Source organism: Rhodococcus sp. DMU1 (genome assembly GCF_012272955.1).
GTDB classification, from domain to species: Bacteria; Actinomycetota; Actinomycetes; order Mycobacteriales; family Mycobacteriaceae; genus Rhodococcus; species Rhodococcus aetherivorans.
In genome coordinates, this window is record NZ_CP050952.1 from 181,710 (window position 1) to 202,851 (window position 21,142).

General features: G+C 72.0%; 24 protein-coding genes. 11 read left to right on the forward strand and 13 right to left on the reverse strand.

The window, feature by feature from the left end:
- Nucleotides 1–64: 64 nt before the first annotated feature.
- Nucleotides 65–823 (forward strand): DUF998 domain-containing protein, encoded by a 759-nt coding sequence (locus HFP48_RS00835; RefSeq protein WP_246872496.1) that lies wholly within the window; start codon nt 65–67, stop codon nt 821–823.
- Here the strand turns inward: HFP48_RS00835 and HFP48_RS00840 are convergent.
- From HFP48_RS00840 to HFP48_RS00860, 5 genes are all read right to left on the reverse strand, one after another.
- On the reverse strand, nt 776–1,504 hold the full coding sequence (locus HFP48_RS00840) for an ABC transporter substrate-binding protein (protein WP_065923225.1): 729 nt from the start codon (nt 1,502–1,504) through the stop codon (nt 776–778). The genes HFP48_RS00835 and HFP48_RS00840 overlap by 48 nt on opposite strands.
- Before the next feature lie 169 nt (nt 1,505–1,673).
- Nucleotides 1,674–2,621, reverse strand: coding sequence for a CopD family protein (locus HFP48_RS00845; protein WP_065923224.1), 948 nt, complete (start codon nt 2,619–2,621; stop codon nt 1,674–1,676).
- Nucleotides 2,622–2,637: 16 nt separating this feature from the next.
- A complete protein-coding gene (locus tag HFP48_RS00850) occupies nt 2,638–3,240 on the reverse strand; it encodes a copper resistance CopC family protein (protein ID WP_029546927.1) in 603 nt (200 codons plus the stop codon).
- Nucleotides 3,241–3,271: 31 nt separating this feature from the next.
- Nucleotides 3,272–3,757, reverse strand: a complete 486-nt coding sequence (locus HFP48_RS00855) for a hypothetical protein (protein ID WP_168578872.1) — start codon at nt 3,755–3,757, stop codon at nt 3,272–3,274.
- A gap of 7 nt (nt 3,758–3,764) precedes the next feature.
- Nucleotides 3,765–4,439, reverse strand: a complete 675-nt coding sequence (locus HFP48_RS00860; protein WP_006944681.1) for a DUF6474 family protein — start codon at nt 4,437–4,439, stop codon at nt 3,765–3,767.
- 107 nt (nt 4,440–4,546) lie between these two features.
- Between HFP48_RS00860 and HFP48_RS00865 the strand changes: the two genes are divergently transcribed.
- On the forward strand, nt 4,547–6,139 hold the full coding sequence (locus HFP48_RS00865) for a TM0106 family RecB-like putative nuclease (RefSeq protein ID WP_029546929.1): 1,593 nt from the start codon (nt 4,547–4,549) through the stop codon (nt 6,137–6,139).
- Nucleotide 6,140: 1 nt separating this feature from the next.
- Here the strand turns inward: HFP48_RS00865 and HFP48_RS00870 are convergent, their stop codons facing one another.
- Both HFP48_RS00870 and HFP48_RS00875 read right to left on the reverse strand, forming a co-directional pair.
- Entirely contained in the window at nt 6,141–6,956 is an 816-nt protein-coding gene (locus HFP48_RS00870; RefSeq protein ID WP_006944677.1) for an alpha/beta hydrolase, read from the reverse strand.
- A gap of 70 nt (nt 6,957–7,026) precedes the next feature.
- A complete protein-coding gene (locus tag HFP48_RS00875; RefSeq protein WP_006944673.1) occupies nt 7,027–7,794 on the reverse strand; it encodes an SDR family NAD(P)-dependent oxidoreductase in 768 nt (255 codons plus the stop codon).
- A gap of 173 nt (nt 7,795–7,967) precedes the next feature.
- Here HFP48_RS00875 and HFP48_RS00880 point away from each other — a divergent pair, with 173 nt between their 5' ends.
- Nucleotides 7,968–9,101, forward strand: a complete 1,134-nt coding sequence (locus HFP48_RS00880; protein ID WP_168578873.1) for a helix-turn-helix domain-containing protein — start codon at nt 7,968–7,970, stop codon at nt 9,099–9,101.
- Nucleotides 9,102–9,210: 109 nt separating this feature from the next.
- Nucleotides 9,211–9,993 (forward strand): class II aldolase/adducin family protein, encoded by a 783-nt coding sequence (locus HFP48_RS00885; protein ID WP_168578874.1) that lies wholly within the window; start codon nt 9,211–9,213, stop codon nt 9,991–9,993.
- A gap of 41 nt (nt 9,994–10,034) precedes the next feature.
- On the opposite strand, the gene HFP48_RS00890 is transcribed toward HFP48_RS00885, so the two are convergent.
- The 5 genes from HFP48_RS00890 to HFP48_RS00910 all read right to left on the reverse strand — a co-directional run bounded on the left by HFP48_RS00890 (nt 10,035) and on the right by HFP48_RS00910 (nt 14,101).
- Entirely contained in the window at nt 10,035–11,261 is a 1,227-nt protein-coding gene (locus HFP48_RS00890; protein WP_168578875.1) for an MFS transporter, read from the reverse strand.
- Complete coding sequence (locus HFP48_RS00895) at nt 11,258–11,677, reverse strand: MarR family transcriptional regulator (RefSeq protein ID WP_029546932.1); 420 nt, start codon at nt 11,675–11,677, stop codon at nt 11,258–11,260. The genes HFP48_RS00890 and HFP48_RS00895 overlap by 4 nt, the downstream gene beginning before the upstream one ends.
- A 125-nt stretch (nt 11,678–11,802) precedes the next feature.
- Entirely contained in the window at nt 11,803–12,510 is a 708-nt protein-coding gene (locus tag HFP48_RS00900; protein WP_006944658.1) for a TMEM165/GDT1 family protein, read from the reverse strand.
- Nucleotides 12,511–12,768: 258 nt separating this feature from the next.
- The gene (locus HFP48_RS00905) at nt 12,769–13,296 is read right to left on the reverse strand and encodes a hypothetical protein (protein WP_006944656.1); all 528 of its coding nucleotides are present in this window, start codon (nt 13,294–13,296) and stop codon (nt 12,769–12,771) included.
- 181 nt (nt 13,297–13,477) lie between these two features.
- Nucleotides 13,478–14,101, reverse strand: coding sequence for a superoxide dismutase (locus HFP48_RS00910; RefSeq protein WP_006944654.1), 624 nt, complete (start codon nt 14,099–14,101; stop codon nt 13,478–13,480).
- Nucleotides 14,102–14,386: 285 nt separating this feature from the next.
- Here HFP48_RS00910 and HFP48_RS00915 point away from each other — a divergent pair, with 285 nt between their 5' ends.
- The 3 genes from HFP48_RS00915 to HFP48_RS00925 all read left to right on the forward strand — a co-directional run bounded on the left by HFP48_RS00915 (nt 14,387) and on the right by HFP48_RS00925 (nt 16,915).
- Nucleotides 14,387–15,490: an acyltransferase gene (locus HFP48_RS00915; protein WP_102799736.1), complete on the forward strand. Its 1,104-nt coding sequence runs from the start codon at nt 14,387–14,389 to the stop codon at nt 15,488–15,490.
- A 9-nt stretch (nt 15,491–15,499) separates the two neighbouring features.
- Nucleotides 15,500–16,168, forward strand: a complete 669-nt coding sequence (gene msrA, locus HFP48_RS00920) for a peptide-methionine (S)-S-oxide reductase MsrA (RefSeq protein WP_006944650.1) — start codon at nt 15,500–15,502, stop codon at nt 16,166–16,168.
- A 150-nt stretch (nt 16,169–16,318) separates the two neighbouring features.
- Nucleotides 16,319–16,915, forward strand: a complete 597-nt coding sequence (locus tag HFP48_RS00925) for a hypothetical protein (RefSeq protein WP_006944648.1) — start codon at nt 16,319–16,321, stop codon at nt 16,913–16,915.
- Between the two features lie 13 nt (nt 16,916–16,928).
- Here the strand turns inward: HFP48_RS00925 and HFP48_RS00930 are convergent, their stop codons facing one another.
- Nucleotides 16,929–17,855, reverse strand: a complete 927-nt coding sequence (locus tag HFP48_RS00930; RefSeq protein ID WP_029546935.1) for an LLM class F420-dependent oxidoreductase — start codon at nt 17,853–17,855, stop codon at nt 16,929–16,931.
- Between the two features lie 370 nt (nt 17,856–18,225).
- Here HFP48_RS00930 and HFP48_RS00935 point away from each other — a divergent pair, with 370 nt between their 5' ends.
- Genes HFP48_RS00935 through HFP48_RS00950 form a run of 4 tightly spaced genes read left to right on the forward strand, consistent with a single transcriptional unit; the run spans nt 18,226 to nt 21,043 of the window.
- The gene (locus tag HFP48_RS00935; protein WP_202916712.1) at nt 18,226–18,363 is read left to right on the forward strand and encodes a hypothetical protein; all 138 of its coding nucleotides are present in this window, start codon (nt 18,226–18,228) and stop codon (nt 18,361–18,363) included.
- Entirely contained in the window at nt 18,363–19,349 is a 987-nt protein-coding gene (locus tag HFP48_RS00940) for a DUF4328 domain-containing protein (RefSeq protein ID WP_050034334.1), read from the forward strand. The genes HFP48_RS00935 and HFP48_RS00940 overlap by 1 nt, the downstream gene beginning before the upstream one ends.
- Nucleotides 19,346–20,119 (forward strand): glycerophosphodiester phosphodiesterase, encoded by a 774-nt coding sequence (locus tag HFP48_RS00945; RefSeq protein ID WP_050034335.1) that lies wholly within the window; start codon nt 19,346–19,348, stop codon nt 20,117–20,119. The genes HFP48_RS00940 and HFP48_RS00945 overlap by 4 nt, the downstream gene beginning before the upstream one ends.
- A gap of 9 nt (nt 20,120–20,128) precedes the next feature.
- Entirely contained in the window at nt 20,129–21,043 is a 915-nt protein-coding gene (locus tag HFP48_RS00950) for a DUF5926 family protein (protein WP_050034336.1), read from the forward strand.
- Nucleotides 21,044–21,142: the final 99 nt, after the last annotated feature.

A 21,142-nucleotide genomic window follows, 5' to 3' on the forward strand; every position in this document is an offset into this window, starting at 1 on the left:
GGCCGGATCATGCTGGACCCATCGGGCGCCCGCACCGCCGAGTCGGCGTCCGGGGAGGTCGACGGTGTCCACCCCTGCTCCGCACACATCCCAGGCCCGGCGCGACGGGTCGCACCGTCCGAGCACGGCGTCGACGGTGCTGCTCGCCTGCGGGGTCGTGTCGTCGCTGTTGTACGTGGTTGCGCACGAGATACTCGCGGCTGTGCTCTACGACGGTTACAGCCGGTTCGATCAGGCGATCAGCGAGCTGACGTCGGTCGGTGCGCCGACCCGGGCACCCCTGACCGCTGTGGGATTCGTGTACGACGTGCTGATCGTCGCCTTCGGGATCGGCGTGTGGCGGACGGGCCGCGGCGTCCGCCCCCTGCGCATCGCGGGAGTTCTCCTGGTGGCCTACGGATTCGTGGGACCCCTGTGGCTGCCGTTTCCGATGACCGGACGTGAGGACATCGAGGCCGGGGCCGCCATGCCGCTCGCCGACACCATGCACCTGGTTCTCAGCGCGGTGACGGTCTCGCTGTGGTGCGCGATGATCGGGTTCGCGGCCGCTGCCTTCGGAACCTGGTTCCGGGTGTACTCGGCGGTCACGGTCGCGACGATCCTGGCGTTCGGAGCATGGACGGGCCGGTACGTGCCGGCGGTCGCCGCCGCCGAGCCGACCCCCGGCATGGGCGCGGTCGAACGCGTGATGTTCGGTGCGTTCGTGCTGTGGGTCGCGGTGCTGGCGGTCGCTCTGCTCGTCCGCCGCACCCGGCCGGCATCGCTTCGCGGTGCGTCAGGAGGACGACGTGCCGTCGCCCCGAGCGGGGGAGAGCCATCGTGAAACCAGCGCGCCGAGCGTGCCGTCCGCGGTGAGGGCGCGCTGCGCCTCCTCGAGATCGGCGCGCAGCACGGCATCGCCGAGGCGCACCGCCAGGGCGATCTCCTCGCGGGTGATGTCGTACTCGACGACGTCGACGTGTGTCCGGTCGCGGGTCAGCCACGTCAGGACGGGACCGAGCTTCATGAAGGCGTCGCACCCGCCGGTCGACAGCTCGTCCAGGGCACGGTCGATCTCGTGGTACGCGTACACCCGGATCCCGCCGATCCGTCCCTCGGCGAGAAGGCGTTTCACCACCGGTTCGCTGGTGTTCCCCTGCTGCACCCCGACGGTCAGGCCCGCCAGGTCTGCCACCCCCTGCACCGCGGGGTGACGGGCGGTGTCGACCGCCAGGGACTGCCCGGACACGAAGTACGGCGCGCAGAACGAGGCCCGCTCGCGGCGCGGCTCGGTGACGGTGGTGCCGGAGGCGACGACGTCGAAGCGCCCCGCCGCCAGCTCGTCGAAGATCGTCTCGAAGTCGTCGCCCTCGTGCGGGACGAATTCCCACCGCAGCCCGAGGTGCCCGGCGAGGGCCCGGGTGAGGTCGATGTCGAACCCCACGGGCCCGCCACGCTCGTAGAACTCGAACGGCGGATCGGGCATCGCCGATCCCACCCGCAGTGCGGAGGTCCGGGTGGTCATCACTGGCGGCCCGGGTGCGGCCGGACGCGGGTCGTCACAGCACCGGTTTCGGACATCGGCAACCGTCCCGTCCGTTGTGCCTGTCCGTTTCGTCGCACTCTTCTCGACACCTCCCATTGTGCGCGGTCACACTCCCGCAATCCAGACGCCGGGACGCCGCGGGGCCAGCTCAGGCGCTGGTGGCCAGCGCCGCAGCGAGCCCGAACGCGACGGACGTCGCGGCGACCTCGAGTACCGCGTTGCGCAGCGACGCCTCCGCGGTGACCCGGTGCGCGGCCGCGGCCGGCACCCACGTCCGCCGCCACCACCACGCCAGCGCCAGCAGTGCCGTCAGGGTCAGCGTCTTGGCCAGCACGATGCGGCCGTATCCGGTGTCGACGAGCGCCGTGACCGAGCCGAGCCGTACCGCCGCGTCGACGACGCCCGTCGCGGCGAGCACGGCGACGCATCGCACCGCGAGCACCGAGTACCGGGGGAGCAGCCGGGCCCACGCGCCGCGGGACCGGACGGTCAGGGCCAGCGCGACGAGCGTGCCGAACCACAGCGCCGCCGCCAGGGCGTGCGCCGCGTCGAGCAGCGATCCGAGGGCCTGCTGGGACATGTGGCCGGTGACCGGCCGGGCGATGAGCGCCAGCGCCGCGGCGACGAGGACCGGGACCGTGGGCCACGCCGCCGACCGGCGATACGCGAGGGCGGCGACGAGGGTGCACACCAGCACGCACAGCAGCGCGGCCACGCCGATCCGGCCGGCGCCCGCACTGCCGAGGTACTCCGCGAAGCGCGACACCCCGAGTCGCGACACGGGGACGTTCGTGGTGTCCGCGGCCTGCAGCACGAGCTGCACGACCTCCGTCAGCACCCAGAGCCCGCCGAGACCGGCGATCACACGCCAGACGTCGCCGGGGGCGACGGGGGGCCGCCGCTCGTCGCGCACCATGACACCGAGCGTGGCCAGGCCGAGCACCGTCGCGCCGACGCACAGCGACAGCGCCCGCACCCAGCTCGACGCGGCCGGGTTCGCCAGCAGCCATCCGGCGGCGACGCCCGCGGTGGCGCCGACGCCGGCGGTGAGCAGCCACGCCCGGTGCGCGGCGGTGCCGGTGCCGCTCGTCGTCAACGCCCCGCCACCGGCGTCAGGCCTTCTTCGGCTTGCGCAGCACGAACCACAGCACGCCGGCGAGGACGGCGACGCCCACGACGACGAAGACCCACACGGCCGGGCCGCTGTCCTCGTCGCTGTCCGCCGCGGGCGCCGCGGCACCGGCGGCGGCCGCCGCACCGGGTGCGCCCGGACCGTCCTGCGTGAGGGTGAAGACCTGGGTGCCGGTGACCGGATGGCCGTCCGCCGAGGTCACGCGGTAGGCGATGGTGTACTCGCCGGCCGGGCCGAGATCGCCGACGGCCACGGAGACCGTGGCGTCCTCGACGAGGGGATCACCCTTGGACCACAGGTTGCCGTCCGGGCCGACGACGGTCAGCGCGGCGAAGGACTCCTGCAGAGCCTCGTTGAAGGTCAGGCTCACGCGCTCGGGGCCCTGCGCGATCTGCTCGCCCGGCGCGGGTGTGCTGGCGATGACAACCGAGTGCGCGGCGGCCGGGCCGGCCGCGAACAGCAATGCCGCCGCGACCGCGCCGAGGAGCCCGGCGAGCCGGGCGAGGCCGAGGAGCCCGGCGAGCCGGGCGAGAACGAGTGGGGTCTGTCGCCGGCGTGCGGCGACGGTGTTCGGGATGTTCATGGGTTTCTCTCTCCGGTGGGGTGGGTCGCGGTCACGCCGCGATGGGCGGCCCCCGCCGGGAGATGCACGGTGCCGGCCGGGCCGACGCGACGGTCCGGCCCGCCTCGACCGGCAGCACCGTCCGGGCTGCCTCGATGCGAGGGGGCGCGGCGGTCCATGCCGCCCGCACCGCCCGGGTCAGCGGCCCGTACAGGCGTTGCGCCGCCTCGAGCAGGGCCGCGCACGCAACGACCGCGACGGTGTGCGCGACGAGCATCGGCGCCGACGCGTGCAGGTGGCCGGTCGTGACCGCGGCCAGCGCCAGGTGCGTCGCCCCCTGCCCGGCCGCGAGCAGCACCGCGGTGGGCACCGCGCGGAGGTGGGCGGCGACGAGCCCGACCCCGGCCGCGACGGCGAGCAGCAACGCCACCGCCGCGTTGCCGGGCACGCCGCCGCCGGCGCCGCCGTGCGCGGCGACCGCCAGGGCGGCGGTCAGCGCTCCCGCGGCGGCGCCGCGCAGGGTCGAGCCGGGCGTCACGCTGGTGTCAGCGCACGCCGAGGCGGGCGAGCAGGTCGGCCTCGATGCCGTCCAGCTCCCGCGAGATGCCGGCGTGCGCGGCCTTGCGGCGCGGTGCCGGCATCTGCTCGGCGGCGTGCACCGCGGCCGTCAGGTCGGAGAGCCGGCCCCGGATGGCGTCGGCGAACTTCTGGGTCTCGGCGTCCTTGGGATGGCGCTCGAGGATCTCGCCGAGCGACTTCTCGGCCCCGGCGATGCGGGCGCTCAGGTGCGCGCCGTGACCGGTGTATTCGCCGAGCTGGTCGACGGCGACGCCCATGCGCTGGGCGCGCGCGGCGTCGAGCTGACCGCGCAGCGCGGTCACGCCCTGGTACACCAGCGGCACGAGCACCGGCGCGAGCAGCCGCACGACGGCGAGGTAGCGCCGCACCTTCGCCGCGGTGAAGCCCTTCTGGGCGGCGGCCTTCTCCTGGGCCTTGAGCGTGGCGAGCTGCTGCTTCTCGACCCGGGTCTGCGATTCGATCAGCGCCTTGTCGGCCTTGAGCTGGGCCTTGGCCGCCTTGATCTCGGCCTTCGTCAGGCGGCTGTCGCGCTTGCGCTGATTCTTCGCGTTGAGTTTGGCCTCGAGCCTCGCCTTGTGCTTGAGAGCCTTCGCCTCCGCCTTGCGGGTGGCGCGGCGCTTCCGCCTCTTGAACAACGCCATCGAACAGGACCCTCCATTCGGTGTACGGCGCCCACGGCGCCACGGGTCAGCCTATCCGTGACGGGGGTTTCCGGTTGACCCTAGGTGGACGAATACTGTTCTTCACTGTGAACGTATCCAGCGAGAGACGGACCTCGCCGGTCCTGATCGAGGCGAGCGCGCTGACCCGCTGCCGGCACCGGGTCCATCTGGACGCGGCCTTTCCGGACGAGTTGGCCGCGGCCCCGGAGCACCCGGGAGCCAAGCAGCGGCAGGAGGCGGCGGCCACCCACCGCGAGGCCGTGCGGCAGCGGCTGTTCGACGCGAACCCCGGCGACTGGGCGCGGATCGACCCCGAGGGGCCGGCGTGGCGGCGCGCCGAAGCCACCCTCGACGCATGCCGTCGCGGCGCGAACCGGATCTGGGGCGCGGTCCTGCCGTCGGAGCCGGACTCGGGCCGGCGGGGCCGGGCCGAGATCCTGCTGCGCGACGTCGAGCGCGGCGGCTACATCCCGGTGATCGTGGTCAATCACAAGGTCACCGACCCGGGCCGGGGCGCGACGACGTCGGGGCTGTTCGCGTGGGAGCCGGTGGTCGACGAGACCCGCAAGGTGCGCAGCCAGGTGCGCGACCAGATGCGGGTGGCCCACCTGTACCGGATGCTCGAGCGTCACGGTCTGGCCAGCCCGGCGCAGGTCGGCGGCGCCATCGGGTACGGCGGGGACTGCATCCTGGTGCACGACCTGAGTGCGGTCCTCGAGGACTACGACGCGCGGCTGGCCGACCGGCTCGCGATCGCCCGGGGCGAGACGCCGACGGAACCGTTGCAGATCGGGGAGTGCAAGACCTGCCCGTGGTGGCCGCGGTGCCGTGAGCAGCTGAGTGCGACGCACGACGTGTCGCTGGTCGCGCCGGGGCAGCGCGCGGCGGTGCTGCGCGAGCTGGGCGTGCACACGATCGACCAGCTGGCCCGCTGGGAGGGGGACCCGCCCGAGACCTGGCCGCAGGGCTCGTTCGAGGACACCGTCGTGGTGGCCAAGGCGTGGCTGGCGGGTGCGCCGCTGGTGCGGCGGCACGACCACGTGCACGTGCGGCGTGCGGACATCGAGATCGACATCGACATGGAGAGCTACCACGAGCACGGCGCGTACCTGTGGGGCACGCTGCTCAACGTCGGCGGGATCTCCGCGTACCGGGCGTTCGTCAGCTGGGATCCGGTGCCCACCGATGACGAGGCCCGCTCCTTCGCCGAGTTCTGGACGTGGCTGTCCGCGGAACGGGCCGCCGCCGCCGCGAGTGGGAAAACCTTTGCCGCCTATTGCTATTCGCGTACCGCGGAGGACAAGTGGCTGCTCGGCTCGGCCCGCCGGTTCGCCGGTTTCCCGGGGGTACCGACCGAGGACGAGGTGCGCGAGTTCATCGACTCGCCGCAGTGGGTGGACATCTACCAGGTCGTCACCGATCAGTTCGTGTGCCCGAACGGCAAGGGACTCAAGAAGATCGCGCCGATCGCCGGGCACCGCTGGCGGGACGAGGAGGCCGGTGGGGAGGCGTCGATGAGCTGGTACCGCGAGGCCGTCGGCTACGACGGGGACCCCGACCCGCAGCAGCGACGTCGCCTGCTCGAGTACAACGAGGACGACGTGATCGCCACGAAGGTGCTCCGCGAGTGGATGAGCGAGCGTGCGGTGCACGAGATCCCGCACATCTCCGACCTGTAGATCACTCCTGCGGGGGCGTCACCGCCTCGGCGAGCCGGATCAGGGCGTCGACCACCGGCGGGCCGAACATCACGGGATCGTTGTGCTCGGCGCCCGGCAGGGCCACCTTCTCGACGAGCCGGCGGGCGGCGCCGGCGACGGCCTCGCTCTGCCCGGGCGGGACGATCGTGTCCGCGGTCCCGTAGACGACGGTGATCGGCACGTCGAGACGCGCGACGGTCTCGGCGACCGGGAAGCGGTCCCACATCAGCCCCGTGGGCAGCAGCGGGTAGTGGTGCCGGCCGACGGTGGGCAGATCGACGAACGGCGAGCGCAGCAGCATGCCCGCGGGCGGATGCTCGGCGGCGAGCCCCGTCGTCACCCCGGTGCCCAGGCTCTCCCCGAGGTAGAGCAGCCGGTCCGGTCGGACGTTCTCGTGCTCGAGGAGGTACTGCCGGGCGGCGCGCACGTCGCGGGCGAGGCCGTCCTCGCTCGGGCGGCCGGGGTTGCCGCCGTAGCCGCGGTAGTCGAAGAGCAGAGTGGCGAAGCCGGCCTCGGCGAGCGCCGACGCCAGCGGCGCGCGGTCGACGCGGTTGCCGCCGTTGCCCGAGGCGAGCAGCACCGTGAAGCCCCGCGCCGTGCCGCGGGGCGGGACGTACCAGGCGCCGAGTTCGAGCCCGTCGGAGGTGGTCAGCAGCACGTCGCGGGCGCCGGGCAGCAGCGACTGCGCCGGTGGCGGCGGGGACCTGTCGGGCAGGTAGATCAGCCGGCGCTGCCCGAACCACAGGGCCGACGCGAGCACCGCGACGACCGCGACCACGAGCCACACCAGGCGCATGGCACCAGTGTGCCGTGGTGTCCTATCGGATCCGGGCGGATCCGAAAGGACACCACGGCGGCGGAGCCGCCTATCGCGGCGCCATGCGCAGCGCGCCGTCCATGCGGATGGTCTCGCCGTTGAGGTAGTCGTGCTCGGCGATCATCTGCACGAGCTGGGCGTACTCGGACGGCTGGGCGAGGCGGGACGGGAAGGGCACGCCCGCCTCGAGGCCCTTGCGGTATTCGTCGGTGACGCCGGCGAGCATCGGGGTGTCGACGATGCCGGGGGCGATGGTGTTGACCCGGATACCGTACTGGGCCAGGTCGCGGGCCGCGGGGACGGTCATGCCGTGGACGCCGCCCTTGGAGGCGGAGTAGGCGATCTGGCCGATCTGGCCCTCGAACGCGGCGACGGAGGCCGTGTTGATGATGACGCCGCGCTGGCCGTACTCGTCGACGGGCTCGGTCTTGGACATCGCGTCGGCGGCCAGGCGCAGCACGTTGAACGTGCCGAGCAGGTTCACGGTGATGACGGTGCGGAACAGCTCGAGGTCGTGCGGGCCGTTCTTCGACAGCACCCGGCCGGCCCAGCCGACGCCGGCGCAGTTGACGACGAGGCGCAGCGGCAGGCCCGAGGCGACGATCTGATCGACGGCGGCCTGCACGTCGTCGGCGCTGGTGACGTCGGTGGCGATGAGGGTGACGCCGGCGGGCGCCTTGTCGCCGACGCGCTCGATGGACTGCGCGAGGTCGAGGCCGAAGACGGTCGCGCCGGCGTCGGCGAGACGCTGGGCGGTGGCTGCGCCGAGACCGGAGGCCGCGCCGGTGACCAGTGCGGCGGTTCCCTGAATTTCCACTGCCGTGCTCCTTTCGTGGCGCCACCGTCCGGCGTGCGCCTTGTCGACGCTCGCACCTTAGCGCGCGTTAGCTCGTGCGGATCGGCAGCGGTGGTAGGGCCGTCCCGCGCCGGAGCTGTCGTGCGGCGACTAGCGTCGACCACGGTAACGCCCGGTAGCGGAGGAGGGGCACCGTGGAATCCGACAGTTCGATCGCCGGGTTGTGTGACGCGGTGATCGCCGACCTCGACGCGTTGTCGGCCGAGGCGGTCGACCGGATCCGCGAACGTCTGCCGACCTACCTGGTGGTGCCGCCGGACGAGCACCGCGAATCGACCCGGCAACAGTTCCTCGTCACCCTCCGGTTGCTCGCGGATCGTCCCGCAGACACGCACCCGGCCGGCCCCGAGTTCGAGCGTGCCCAGCAACTCGGCAGGCAACGGGCACTGCAGGGGTTGACCCTTGCGAATGTGATCGAGTCCTTCCACATCGGGTCGCGAGAACTATGGCGCGCTCTCGTCGAGCACGCGCCGGAGCCCACCACGGAACTGCTGCACGCCGGGGGGCTGCTGTGGGACCTCGTCCATGCGGGGACGACCGCGGTGGCGATGGGACACGACGACGCCACCCGCACGGCGCAGGCGGTACGGGCCAATCGCCGCGCGCTGCTGTTCGAACTGCTCGAGCAGGGACACCCGACGGAGGAGGCCCGAACGCTGGCCGCTGCGCTGGGGCTGGACCCGGACGGGATGTTCCGAGCCGCATGCACGCCGTCCGAGGCGTGGTCCGATGTGCAGCTGCAGGGACTGCAGCACGCCCTGGACGACGGACCGGCGCCGGCGCTGTGCAGCCGACGCGGCACCACGGTCGTCACCGTCTTCCAGACGGTCGCGAGTTCGGTGGTCGTCGACGCGATCCGGCACGTGCGCCCCGACATGTCGGTGGGATTGGGGCTCGCCCGTCGGGGCCTGGAGGGGGCGACAACGAGCATCGGTGACGCCCGGCGCGCGCTCGCGCTGGTGCGGGGCCGGGCACAGACCGCCGACTTCGACGAGTGCTGGCTGCCGGCGATCCTCTTCGAACACCGGGAAGAGCTGGCGCCGATGTTGGCGAAGGGGGCGGAGATCGCGGCCCGGCACCCGCACCTGGCCGAAGCCGTCTCGGCGTTCGCCCAGAGCGGGTTCTCGGCCAGCGCGGCCGCCCGGAGACTGCACCTGCATCCCAATTCGCTCGCGTACCGGCTCGAACGCTGGCAGCAGTTGACCGGGTGGGATCTGCGCACGGTCGACGGGCTCGTCCGGTCGATGGTCGCTCCGGCGCTCTCGTGAAATTGCCGAACAGGATGCCCGAAGTTCGGCTCTGTTGCCGATGGTCACGGGCGAAGCGAAGGCCGAGTATGAACCGGGACACGAGATCGGCCCTCGGGAAGGAGTGCTCATGACCGACGCAGCGCAGACAGGTCCGGGGATCGAGGTGCCACGGCCACCGACGTTCGGCTCGGTCGACGGGGAGCGCCTGCACCGCAAGCAGCGCCTGGCCGCAGCGTTCCGGCTGTTCAGTGCATGCGGCTTCGACGAAGGCGTCGCCGGCCACATCACAGCTCGCGATCCCGAGCATTCCGACCACTACTGGGTCAACCCCTTCGGAGTGCACTTCAGCCTGATCCGGGCGAGCGATCTGATCCTGGTCAACCACGAGGGCGAGATCGTCGAGGGGAACCGGCCCGTCAATCGGGCGGCCTTCGCCATCCATTCCCAGGTCCATGCTGCGCGTCCGGACGCGGTGGCCGCCGCGCACGCGCACTCCCTCTACGGCAAATCGCTGTCGAGCCTGAAGATCGGACTCGAGCCGCTGACGCAGGACGCCTGTGCCTTCTACGACGATCACGCGGTGTTCGACGACTACACCGGTGTGGTGCTCGACGTCGAGGAGGGCCGACGTATCGCCACCGCCCTCGGCGACAACAAGGCCGTCGTGCTCGCCAATCACGGGCTGCTCACCGTGGGTCAGACGGTCGACTCGGCCGCGTGGTGGTTCATCACCATGGAACGGTCGTGCCAGGCCCAACTGATCGCCATGGCCGCCGGCACCCCCCGCCCCCTCGACGCCGCCACCGCGAAGTTGACGTACGACCAGGTCGGACTCGAGTACGCCGGATGGTTCCAGTTCCAGCCGCTGTATCAACGCATCGTCGCCGCCCAGCCCGATCTGCTCGACTGAAGCGGGCCCTGGCGCGGCCGCCCGGCACCGGGCGGCCGGGGTCACGACTCCGGCCCGCCGTCGCGTCCGAGGCGCGTCGCGCCGACGCCCGCGGCGACGAGGCACGCGGCGGCGCCGAGCAGCAGTCCGGCCCGGCCGCCCCACTGTTCGCTGACCCACCCGGCGATCGGGCCGCCGATCGCGGTGGAGCCGAGGAAGGCCACCGCGAACAGCGCCATCACGCGCCCGCGCATGCCGGGGGCCGCGGCGAGCTGCAGGGAGCTGTTGGTGGTGGCGGTGAACGCGACGCTGAGGACGCCGACCAGCACCATCGCGGCGAGCATGAGCTCGAGCGTGGGCGCCACCGCGGCCGCGAGCAGCACCACGCCGAACACCGCGGAGGTGGCCACCACGGCGGTCGTGCCGGTGCGACCCCACGTGGCGACGGCGAGCCCGCCCACGACGGCGCCGGCGCCCATCGCGGCGGTGAGGAAGCCGTAGGTCTCGGCGCCGGCACCGAAGGTCTGCTGCGCGACCACGGGCAGCACCACCTGGAACTCGTACGCCAGGCAGCCCACCAGCGCCATCGTCAGCAGCGGCACCGCGAGTGCCGGGGTCTGCCGCACGTGCGCGAGCCCCTCGCGGAGCTGGCCGCGGGCGCGGGCGGCGGATGGCGACGGGCGCAGCAGGGACAGGTCCAGGCTCGCCAGGGAGGCGACGACGGCGACGAAGCTGAGCGCGTTGAGCAGGAAGCACACGCCGAGACCGCCGACGGCGATGATCAGGCCCGCGACGGCCGGGCCGATCAGGCGCGCGACGGACGCCAGCACCGACTGCAGGCTCACGGCATTGCGCAGGTCCTCCGGTCCGACGAGTTCGAGCATGAACGACTGGCGGGCGGGGTTCTCGAAGCACTGGTTGAGTCCGAGCACCACGGCGAGGACGTACACGTGCCACAGCTGGACGGCACCGGTGACGGTGAGCAGGCCCAGGATCAGGGCCTGCACACCCATCGCGGACTGCAGGCCGATCATGAGCCGGCGCTTGTCGACGCGGTCGGCGACCACCCCGCCGTAGGGGCCGAGCAGCAGCATCGGCACGGTCTGCAGGGCCAGGACGAGGCCGATCGTGGTGCCGGAGCCGGTGAGCTCGAGCACCAGCCACGACTGGGCGACCGTCTGCATCCACGTGCCGATCAGGGAGACCGCCTGGCCGCTGATGTAGCGCCGGAAGTTGGCGCCGCGGAAGGCGGCGAAGGTCTGGCCGCGCAGGTCGGTGAGGACGGTCATCGGCGCTCCTCCGCGGAGCGACGGCACATCTGCTCGGCGAGCGCTTCGAGCGCCGGCAGGGCGTCGTGCAGGGCGTGGAGCCGCTCGGGGGACAGTTCCGCGAGGTGCTCGGTGAACACTGCGGTGCGCATGCGACGCAGGTCGGCGAACGTACGGGCACCGGCCTCGGTGATGTGGGCGCGGACGACGCGCTTGTCGTCCGGGTCCGGGGAACGGGTCAGGAGTCCGGCGTCCTCGAGCTTGCCGAGCATCCGCGAGAGCATCGTCGGATTGAGGCCCTCGATCTCGGCGAGCTCGCGCACGCCGACGGTCTCGCGCCGGGCGACGGTGGCGAGGATCGAGAACTGGGACCGGGTGAGTCCACCTGCGCCGGCGGTGCGGCGGTCGACGCGGCGCGCGATGCGGCCGAGCGCCACGCGCAGGCGGTTGACGTCTTCCTCGTCGAAGCGGTCGTGTGCGGTCGTGATGCCCACCTCCATTTACTTGCCTATCGGCAAGCATACTCCTGGGGAGGCGGACGCGGAGGCACCCGCGCGGTGCTCTACCGCTCGGCGGGTTCCTCGACGGCGACGGGGACCCGTGCGACCTCGGTCCGGCGGCGCAGCAGCGCCCGGCCGGTCACGACGGCGAGCGCGACGGCGAGGGTCACCCCGCCCGCGACCGGGCCGGCGGGCGTGCCGGGGGCCAGGCCTTCGCCGAGCATCCAGGCGCCGAACCCGAAGAACAGCGCCGCCGCCGCCAGCCGGATCGCGTTCTCGGGCAGGTGCTTGCCGAGGACGGCGCCGACGACGATGGCCAGCGCGTCGGCGGCGACCATGCCGATCGTCGAGCCGACCCACACGCCGGCCCAGTCGTTGTCCGCGGCCAGGGCGATGGTGGCGAGCATGGTCTTGTCGCCGAGTTCGGCGAGGAAGAAGGCCGACAGGACGGCGAGGAAGGCCGAACGGGTGACGCGGGCGGCCTTGCCCTGCTCGTCCTCGTCGAGGGAGTCGCCGCGCAGCGTCCACAGGCCGAAGAACAGGAAGGCCAGGCCGCCGACGATCGCCATTGCCGAGGTGGGGATCGCGAGGCCCAGGTAGTGGCCCACGGCGACGGACACGAGGTGCACCGCGGTCGTGGCCGCGAGGATGCCGGACAGGACCACCCACCAGCGGTAGCGCAAGGCGAACGTCATCGCCATGAGCTGCGACTTGTCGCCGAGTTCGGCGACGAACACGACGGCGAAACTCAGGACCAGGGCGGACCACATACCAGGGGTTCCTCCTCCTCGCGTGTCGGTGTGGAGGAGGTGGGGACCTTCCTCCGGCCGTGCGACGCGGGTGCGTCGCGGCCGAAGGTCTCGCCCACCGGTGCGGAATCCGGTTCGCCGGGCCGGGCTGAACGCCAGTATGTCGACCGGGCGATTGTGGGCTACTCCCCTTCGCTTAGGCAACCATAACGTGGGCTGCACGAAAAGGCAAAGGCGGCAATAAGTTTGGAAACCCGAACTTCGAGGTGCGGGTTCCGGTCAGGCGGCGAGCAGCATGGCCAGAACCGCGGTGTCGGGATCGCTGTTGGGATCGACTCCGACCCGGCTGACCAGCGACGTCACCGTCCCGTCGGCCTCCGCCTCCACCCACGCGGCCCGGTGCTCGAGGCCCAGGTGCGGCAGCCCCGGCAGCAGCACGCACCCCGACGCCGCACCCGTGCACTCCGGCAGCGACGGCCGCGTCTCCGACGGCGGGTGCAGCATGATCAGGGCGGGCGGCTGGTGCGCCGCGAACCGGCCCGGTTCCACCGCCTCGTCGCCGATCACCGGACCCTCCGCGAGCACCAGGCCCACCGTGCCCGGCGCGGGGTCGTCGGGCAGTTCCTCCCGTACCCCGAACACCGTCGACGTGGTCAGCAGGCCGGGCAGCGACGCCACCCGCACCGTCACCGCGAGCAGCTGCGCCCATTCCCGCGTGCTCTCCGGCCACCGCCCCGAAACCACGAATCCCCGCAGGGATCCTCCGGTGTGGAAGGCGGCGAGGCCGATCTGTTCGTTCCCACTCATCCCGCTACCTCCTCGGTGTGACGACAGTCGATGACCGATACACGCCGTTGGGTAGGTGAAGAATGACCGTTTCGTCCGCTGGCACACAAGAGCCCCCGAGTGCCAGCCCCGTCGCACGTCCCTCCGGAACGCGCGAAGGGGATGCCGGAATCCGGCATCCCCTTCGCGAGGTGCGACGCGACTAGACCAGCAGACCGGCGGTCTGGGTGCGGGCGCGGTCGAAGCGGGCCTGCACGTCCGCCCAGTTCACGATGTTCCAGAAGGCCTTGACGTAGTCGGCCTTGACGTTCTGGTACTGCAGGTAGAAGGCGTGCTCCCACATGTCGAGCATGAGCAGCGGGGTCAGGCCGATCGGGATGTTGCCCTGCTGGTCGTACAGCTGGACGATGATCAGCCGCTGGCCGATGGAGTCCCAGGCCAGGATGGACCAGCCGGAGCCCTGGATCGAGTTCGCGTTCGCCGAGAAGTGGTCGCGGAACGCGTCGAACGAACCGAACGCATCGTCGATCGCGGCACCGAGCTCGCCGTCCGGCTTGTCGCCACCCTCCGGCGACAGGTTCTTCCAGAAGACGGAGTGGTTGGTGTGGCCACCGAGGTGGAAGGCCAGGTCCTTCTCCAACTTGGTGGCCTGCGCCGCCATCGTGCCGTTCTCCCGCGCCTCCGCCATCTTCTCGAGGGCGGTGTTGGCGCCGGCGACGTAGGTCGCGTGATGCTTGCTGTGGTGCAGCTCCATGATCTTCGCCGAGATGTGCGGCTCGAGCGCGGCGTAGTCGTAGGGCAGGTCCGGAAGCGTGTACTCAGCCACGAAGGATCCCTTCTCTTCGGGCCCGGCGGGGCCCGTGCGTGATTTTCAAGTACTTCTGGGTTTCCACCCAAACCCATAAGTACACCCTCTGCAATACCGCCCGCGCAGCCGGTTGTGCGGGGCGGCGGTGGCGGCGGAGGGAGTCGCGTCGGCGTCCGAAAAGGGACCGACGACCTACCTGCGGAAACGCCGGACAATTCGGCCGGCGGGTGAACGGGCCCTTAACATCGTCGGGTGTTTCGGCCCCTCGCGAGCGACGGGACGCACGACGCCCCGGCGCCACGTGTGGACCTGCCCGGTGTGAACCTGCTCCGCACCGTCGCCGTCCTGGCGGTGCTGTACTCGCACATCTCCTTCTATCTCATCGACGACCTCGGCACCGGCTGGTGGGTCATCGACGTCGTGTACCGGGTGCTCGTCGAGGGCGCCGGCCTCAATCAGCACCTGTCCTTCCTCGGGGTCGCGATGTTCATGACCCTGACCGGGCTGCTCATCACCCGCTCCGCGATCCGCGACGAACCGCGGCGCTTCCTCGTCGCCCGCAGCGCGCGGCTGCTGCCGGCGTTCTGGGTTGCGATCCTCGCCGCGATCCTGCTGGTGCGGCTCGGGATCAACGGGATGTTCAGCGGCCAGACCGGCGTCTCCGGCGTCGAGGCCGTGCTCAGCTTCTTCCTGGGCGGGTTCTTCCTGAAGCCCGAGGTCGCGGTCCTCGGGGTCACCTGGACCCTCGCCGTGCAGATCACGTTCTATCTGTACTGCGTCGCCGCCCGGCCGCTCCTGCGGACCCGGCCCATCGTGGTGCCCGTCCTCGGCGCCGTGGTGTGCATGATGGTGCTGCTGTACAACCTGTACCTGCCCGAGCCGTACACGGTGCCGTTCCTGTCCAAGGTCGCGGCCACGATGCCGACCGTGTTCCTCGGCCAGATCGTGTACCTCGGCTGGGCGCGGCTGACGTCCCGGCGGTGGCTGATCGTCGCGCTGCTCGCCCAGGTCCAGGTGGTGCACCTGGCCACCGACTACCAGGTCTACTGGGCCGGCAGCCGCTACCTGTGGACCATCGTCGTGGTCACCGCGTGCGTGGTCCTGCTCTCCCGCATCGACGGCCGGTTCGCCCGCTCGCGGGTGCTGCACTGGACCGCCACCCGCAGCTACGCGATCTATCTGGTGCACACGCTGGTGCTCTACCGGGTGTACGAGAACACGGTCGCCCACCTCGGCCGCACCGGTGCCGTGCTCGCCTTCGTGGTGGTGTGCGCGGCCGTCGCCGAACTGCTCTACCGCGGCGTCGAGGTGCCGGCCGCCCGCTGGATCACCGCCCGGTGGTTGTCGCCACGCCCGTCGCCCCAGGTGGCGGCCGAGACGGAACCCGTGGAGAAGCCGCGCGCGTAGCATCGAGGCATGTCCTGGTTCGACGACATCCTCGCCCGTGCGGGTTCGAAGTCGGTGATGGTCACGCAGGAGCAGGCGCTGCCCGGCCGCGCCGAGCCGCTGCCCGTTCCCGACACCCATTACGTCAACGGGCACCGCATCATGCCGCCGTTTCCCGAAGGGATGCAGACCGCCGTTCTCGGCATGGGCTGTTTCTGGGGTGCGGAGAAGGAGTTCTGGGGGCTCGAGGGCGTGTACTCCACGGCCGCGGGATATGCCGGGGGATACACCCCGAACCCCACCTACGAGGAGGTGTGCTCGGGCCGGACCGGGCACACCGAGGTGGTGCTGGTCGTGTTCGATCCGAAGGTGATCTCCTACGAGGGCGTCCTCAAGCAGTTCTGGGAGAACCACGACCCCACGCAGGGCATGCGGCAGGGCAACGACCACGGCACCCAGTACCGCTCGGCGATCTACACGTTCGACGAGGGGCAGATCGAGATCGCCGAGGCCACCGCCGAGAACTTCGGCGCCCGGCTCGCCGCGGCCGGCTACGGCGCCGTGACGACCGAGATCGCGCCGCTCACGCAGTTCTACTACGCCGAGGACTACCACCAGCAGTACCTGGCGAAGAACCCGAACGGCTACTGCCCCGTCCACGCCACCGGGGTGAGCTGCCCGGTCGGCCTCGGCGCCTGACGCCACGCCCCGCGCCGCGCTCGGTCCCGAACGGATCGGCATCGGCGACTTCCGGGTTGTGTGACGTTGGCCGGAACGCCTTGCCGTCGTTAGCTGTGCGTATCACTCTGGAAAGAGGGAGTTGTCACGGGGGAGAGGATCGAGGCCGAGATGATGCGGAACACAAGCGGATACCTGCGGGTCCTGCGGCGGGGGCTGCGCGGCCGCCACCCGCTGATCCGGCGCACCGACCGTGCCGAGGCGCGACTCGCCGTGGCGGTGCTGCTCCTGGTCCTGGCGACGATCCCCCTCGCCGGCTGGGTCGGCGCCCGCACCTGGGACACCCAGTCGGCCCTCGCCGTGCAGCAGACCGCCGAACGCACCCTCGTGACGGCGAAGACGCAGGCTGCGGCCGAGACCACGGACGCCACTGCCGGCGAGCTCACGATGGTGGCCTCCGCGTCCGCGCCCGCCACCTGGGCCTGGGGCGACGAGAAGCGCCGGGGTGACGTCACGGTGGACTACGGCACACCCGCCGGCGCCGACGTGCAGATCTGGGTCGATCCGAACGGCGAACAGGCGCTCGCGCCGCTGAGCGCGACGAGCGCGAAGATCTCCTCGGTCCTGGTCGGGCTTTCGCTCTGGTTCGCCGCGGCCCTGCTCGCCGCCGCGGTGTTCGGCTACGGCCGGTGGCGGCTGGATCGCACCCGCAACCGGGAATGGAGCCGCGAAATCGCGGCCTTCCTCGGTTCCACCAGCAGCCACTGACCGCGCCTCGTCGTCACACTTCCGGCATGACCTCCCGCGCCACCAGTTCGAGGTGGTCGAGGTCGGCCAGATCCAGCACCTGCAGGTAGATGCGCTGCGACCCGGCCTCGGCGTAACGGGCGATCTTGTCGACCACCTCGGCGGGCGTGCCGGCGAGACCGTTCTCCCGCAGCTCGTCCACCTCGCGCCCGATCCGGGCGGCGCGGCGGGCGATCTCCGCCTCGTCGCTACCGCAGCACAGCACGAGCGCGTTCGAGTACGTCAGCTCGGAAGGGTCGCGGCCGGCCGCGCGGCACGCGTCCTGCACGCGGGCGAACTGGGCCGCGGTGGCCTCCACCGACTGGAACGGGATGTTGAATTCGTCCGCGTACCGGGCCGCGAGGGCCGGAGTACGGCGCTTGCCCCCGCCGCCGATCACGATCGGCGGACCGGAGCGCTGGTGCGGCTTGGGCAGCGCCGGTGAATCGACGATGCGGTGGTGCGCACCCTCGTACGAGAAGGTCTCCCCGACCGGCGTCTGCCACAGCCCGGTGATCACGGCGAGCGACTCCTCGAACTTGTCGAAGCGCTCCTTCAGCGACGGGAAGGGGATGCCGTAGGCGAGGTGCTCCTCCTCGTACCAGCCTGCCCCGAGCCCGAAGTCGACCCGGCCGCCGCTCATGGCATCGACCTGGGCGACGGTGATCGCGAGGGGGCCGGGGTGGCGGAACGTCGCGGAGGTCACCAGGGTGCCCAGCCGGATCGTGGAGGTCTCCCGGGCCAGGCCGGCCAGCGTGATCCAGGCGTCCGTCGGGCCGGGCAGGCCGGCGGAGTTCATCGCGAGATAGTGGTCGGAACGGAAGAAGGCGCCGTAGCCGAGCCGCTCGGCCGTCTGCGCGACGGCGAGCAGGTCGTCGTAGGTGGCACCCTGCTGAGGTTCGGTGAAGATCCGTAGTTCCATGCCGTCGATCATTTCAGTTCGCCGGAGACCACGTCGGTCTGCGTCGAAGCGCGCACTCGCCGCCGACGGTGCGCCGGAAGCCGTGAACCGTGCGCGGTGGTGGTGCAGAAGATGCCTGTGGGGCAACGAATGACGCGAGCAGCCCGGCCGCTCACCGCCGAAATGTTCCCGGAGTGAGGCGATGTGCCGCTGTGGAAACTGAGCCCTCTGTGGATGAAGCTGTGGAAACTGTGGATAACTCCCGGGCGGAGGCGTTTTCACACGACCCCGCCGGGACGGGGCGAATCGGGCGGGCGGCCCTTCTCCATGGGGTGGGCGGGATCCCCGGTGGTCGCTGCATGCGCCGCAGCGGCGTGCCAGTATTGACGGTGTGAGCTTCCCCGACGTGCCCACCGTCACGGTCGCCGACGTGCCGCCGATCGGTCCCGAGGTCGTGCTGCTCGACGTGCGCGAGGCCGGCGAACGGGATCTCGGGCACGACGGCGACGCCTCGGCGAAGATCTGTTGATGGCCGCCTACCAGATCTGCGTCCGCTGCGGACACCGCTGGCCCGTGTCCTGGCAGCCCCGGCAGTGGTGCCCGGGCTGCCGCGGGCTGCTGCTGTCCCCCGACGACACCGCGGCCCCCGTTCCACCGGGGCGCCGCAACTTCCGCTGGGTGGCACGGCCGCCGCAGGCCCGCTCCGGCCAGGACGGTCCCCGGCCGCGACGGCGGCCGGCGGGCCCGGCTCCGCGCTACCACGAGGTGCCGCGCTGGGGCCTTGCCGATCCTCGCCCGGCCGGCGAGCCGTCGACCCCGTCGCGTGAGGAAACCCTCGCGGATCTCGCCCCGACCCTGCTCGCCGGAACCGCCGTCGTATTCGGCCTCGCCGCCGTCGCAGAGGCCGTCCGCTACGGGCTGCTGCTGTACAACCGCACGCGCCTCGTCGACCCGCTCGCTCTCGCGGCGTCCGACGCCCTGGTGTGGGCCACCCAGTTGTGCGGCCCTGCCGTCGCCCTCGCCGCCGGGGTCGCGGCGACGCTGCGGCTGATCCGCGTGCGGCGACGGATGTTCGCCGCCCGCGGTGCCGCCGACCCGCGCGGCCGGATCTCGCTGCTGCTCGGGTGCCTCGTGCCCGGCGTGAACCTCGCGATGCCCGGCGTCTTCCTCTCCGAGATCACCGGTCCCGACGACCCGCGGCTACGGCGAGCCGTGCGCACGTGGTGGGTGCTGTGGGCGCTCGGCGGCGTGCTGTTCGTCGTCAACGTGCTGTGGCGGCAGAGGGACACCCTGCAGGCGCAGGCCGACGGGGTGCTGCTCGCCGCGGTGACCGCCGCCCTCGCCGCGGCCGTCGCCGTCGCGGCACTGCATGTGGTGCGGCTGTTCGACGACGAGGACCTGCGGGGCCGTCCCCGCCGCCTGCCCCGCCGCACCGTGGCGACCGGCCCCAAGTACGAACCCATCGCGCCGATCGAACCGGTCGGCGCGCGCACCGACGAGGCGGTGGCCTCGTGACGGCGGCCGGCGAACCCCGCGTCGTCGCGCACCGCGGGGCCTCCGCCGCCAGGGCCGAGCACACCCTCGCCGCCTACGAACTCGCGCTGCAGGAAGGCGCCGACGGCCTCGAATGCGACGTGCGGCTCACCCGCGACGGGCATCTCGTGTGCATCCACGACCGCACCGTCGACCGGACCTCCACCGGCAGCGGCCTGGTCAGCGAGATGACCCTCGCCCAGCTCGGGGAGCTCGACTACGGCACCCCCGGCGAGCCGGCGCGCCTGCTGACGCTGCGGCAGCTGATCGAGCTGACCCTCGACTGGACCAGCCGGCCCGTCAAGCTGTTCGTCGAGACCAAGCACCCCGTGCGCTACGGCGGGCTCGTCGAGGCCAAACTCCTCGCCGAGCTGGCCCGCTTCCGGCTCGCCACCCCCGCCTCCGCGGACTTCTCCCGCATCGTCGTGATGTCGTTCTCGGCCGCCGCGGTGTGGCGGGTGCGGCGGTCGGCGCCGCTGCTGCCGACGGTGCTCCTCGGCGACACCTCCCGCTATCTCGGGGGCAGCGCCGCCACCACCGTCGGGGCCACCGCGATCGGCCCCTCGATCCTCACGCTGCGCCAGCACCCCGAGCTCGTCGACAAGGCGGCTGCCGCGGGCCGCGCCACCTACTGCTGGACCGTCGACGATCCCGCCGACGTCGAACTGTGCCGCGACCTCGGCGTCGGCTGGGTGGCCACCAATCATCCGGGGCGCACCAAGCTTCTGCTCGGCGCTTCGCGCGGCGTGTAGTTTTGCGCCGTGGCCAAGAAGAGTAAGAGAAACAGCGGACCCAAGCCCGGCAGCAACCGTGCCGCGAAGCTCGAGCAGCGCCGGCTCGCCCGGGAGGCCGAGGCTGCCACGGTCACCCGGCCGTTCGAGGGTCTCGCTCTCGAGTGCGACCTGGTGGCCCTGCGCGAGTTCGTTCCGTCGGCGGTGTTCACGTTGCCGTTGACCACGCCCGGCCGGGCCGTCCGCGCGGCCACCGTGCTGCCCGGGGCCGTCGCCGCGCTCGCCCGCGAGGAGGGCGACGAGACCACCGCGTACGTCGGGCTGCAGCTCGCCGCCGCCGGCCCCGACCCGGCCGCCGAGCTCGGCGCGGCGATCGCGTGGGCCCGGGAGGCGGAGGCCGGCTCGTCGCTCGCCGTCGCCGAACCCGGACCGGACGAGCCGCGCCTGCACGATCTGATCGACGTCGACGTCGTCCCGGAGATCACCGTGCACCAGGACTTCGACTGGTGGATCCCCGAGGGCGTCGAGGTCTCACCCGACGTCGCGCACACCGTCAAGCACGCCAACGACGCGATCATGCCGTCCGCACGGCTCGAGGGCGAGGGCGTCGTCGCCGCCTGGTGGGTGGATGCCGGTGAGAAGGCGCACCTGCGCTGGGTGCGTCCGGAGGACGAGGACACCCTGATGTCCGCGTTGTCGCGGGTGCACGCCGCGGGCGGACTGCACCTGGGGGAGGGCTCGCGGTTCGCCGGGTCGTTCCGCACCCACGGCCTGCTCGTGCCGGTGTTCGATCTCGACCCCGAGCGGCACCCCAACGAGTGGGTCGGCCCGACCGCCGAGTTCGGTGCGCGGCTCGACGAGGCCTTGGCGGTCGACGCGCCGCTCACCGCCGCCGAGCGGCGCTCGCGCGACGGCCTGCGCAGTCGTCAGGTCACTCTGCGCTGACCCGTCCCGTCGCCGACCCCGGCCCGACCCCGGGCCGAGCGAATGTATCGTTCCGTCGGCCTACGGAGATGAGCGATACATTCGCTCGGCTCGGGGCGA

What these genes read in the sequence shown, in the direction of transcription:
- HFP48_RS00840 (WP_065923225.1), bottom strand. Translation starts at nt 1,504, where the DNA reads ATGACCACCCGGACCTCCGCACTGCGGGTGGGATCGGCGATGCCCGAT.
- HFP48_RS00850 (WP_029546927.1), bottom strand. Translation starts at nt 3,240, where the DNA reads ATGAACATCCCGAACACCGTCGCCGCACGCCGGCGACAGACCCCACTC.
- HFP48_RS00860 (WP_006944681.1), bottom strand. Translation starts at nt 4,439, where the DNA reads ATGGCGTTGTTCAAGAGGCGGAAGCGCCGCGCCACCCGCAAGGCGGAG.
- HFP48_RS00870 (WP_006944677.1), bottom strand. Translation starts at nt 6,956, where the DNA reads ATGCGCCTGGTGTGGCTCGTGGTCGCGGTCGTCGCGGTGCTCGCGTCG.
- HFP48_RS00885 (WP_168578874.1), top strand. Translation starts at nt 9,211, where the DNA reads ATGACCGACGCAGCGCAGACAGGTCCGGGGATCGAGGTGCCACGGCCA.
- HFP48_RS00890 (WP_168578875.1), bottom strand. Translation starts at nt 11,261, where the DNA reads ATGACCGTCCTCACCGACCTGCGCGGCCAGACCTTCGCCGCCTTCCGC.
- HFP48_RS00900 (WP_006944658.1), bottom strand. Translation starts at nt 12,510, where the DNA reads ATGTGGTCCGCCCTGGTCCTGAGTTTCGCCGTCGTGTTCGTCGCCGAA.
- HFP48_RS00905 (WP_006944656.1), bottom strand. Translation starts at nt 13,296, where the DNA reads ATGAGTGGGAACGAACAGATCGGCCTCGCCGCCTTCCACACCGGAGGA.
- msrA (WP_006944650.1), top strand. Translation starts at nt 15,500, where the DNA reads ATGTCCTGGTTCGACGACATCCTCGCCCGTGCGGGTTCGAAGTCGGTG.
- HFP48_RS00925 (WP_006944648.1), top strand. Translation starts at nt 16,319, where the DNA reads ATGATGCGGAACACAAGCGGATACCTGCGGGTCCTGCGGCGGGGGCTG.
- HFP48_RS00930 (WP_029546935.1), bottom strand. Translation starts at nt 17,855, where the DNA reads ATGGAACTACGGATCTTCACCGAACCTCAGCAGGGTGCCACCTACGAC.
- HFP48_RS00940 (WP_050034334.1), top strand. Translation starts at nt 18,363, where the DNA reads ATGGCCGCCTACCAGATCTGCGTCCGCTGCGGACACCGCTGGCCCGTG.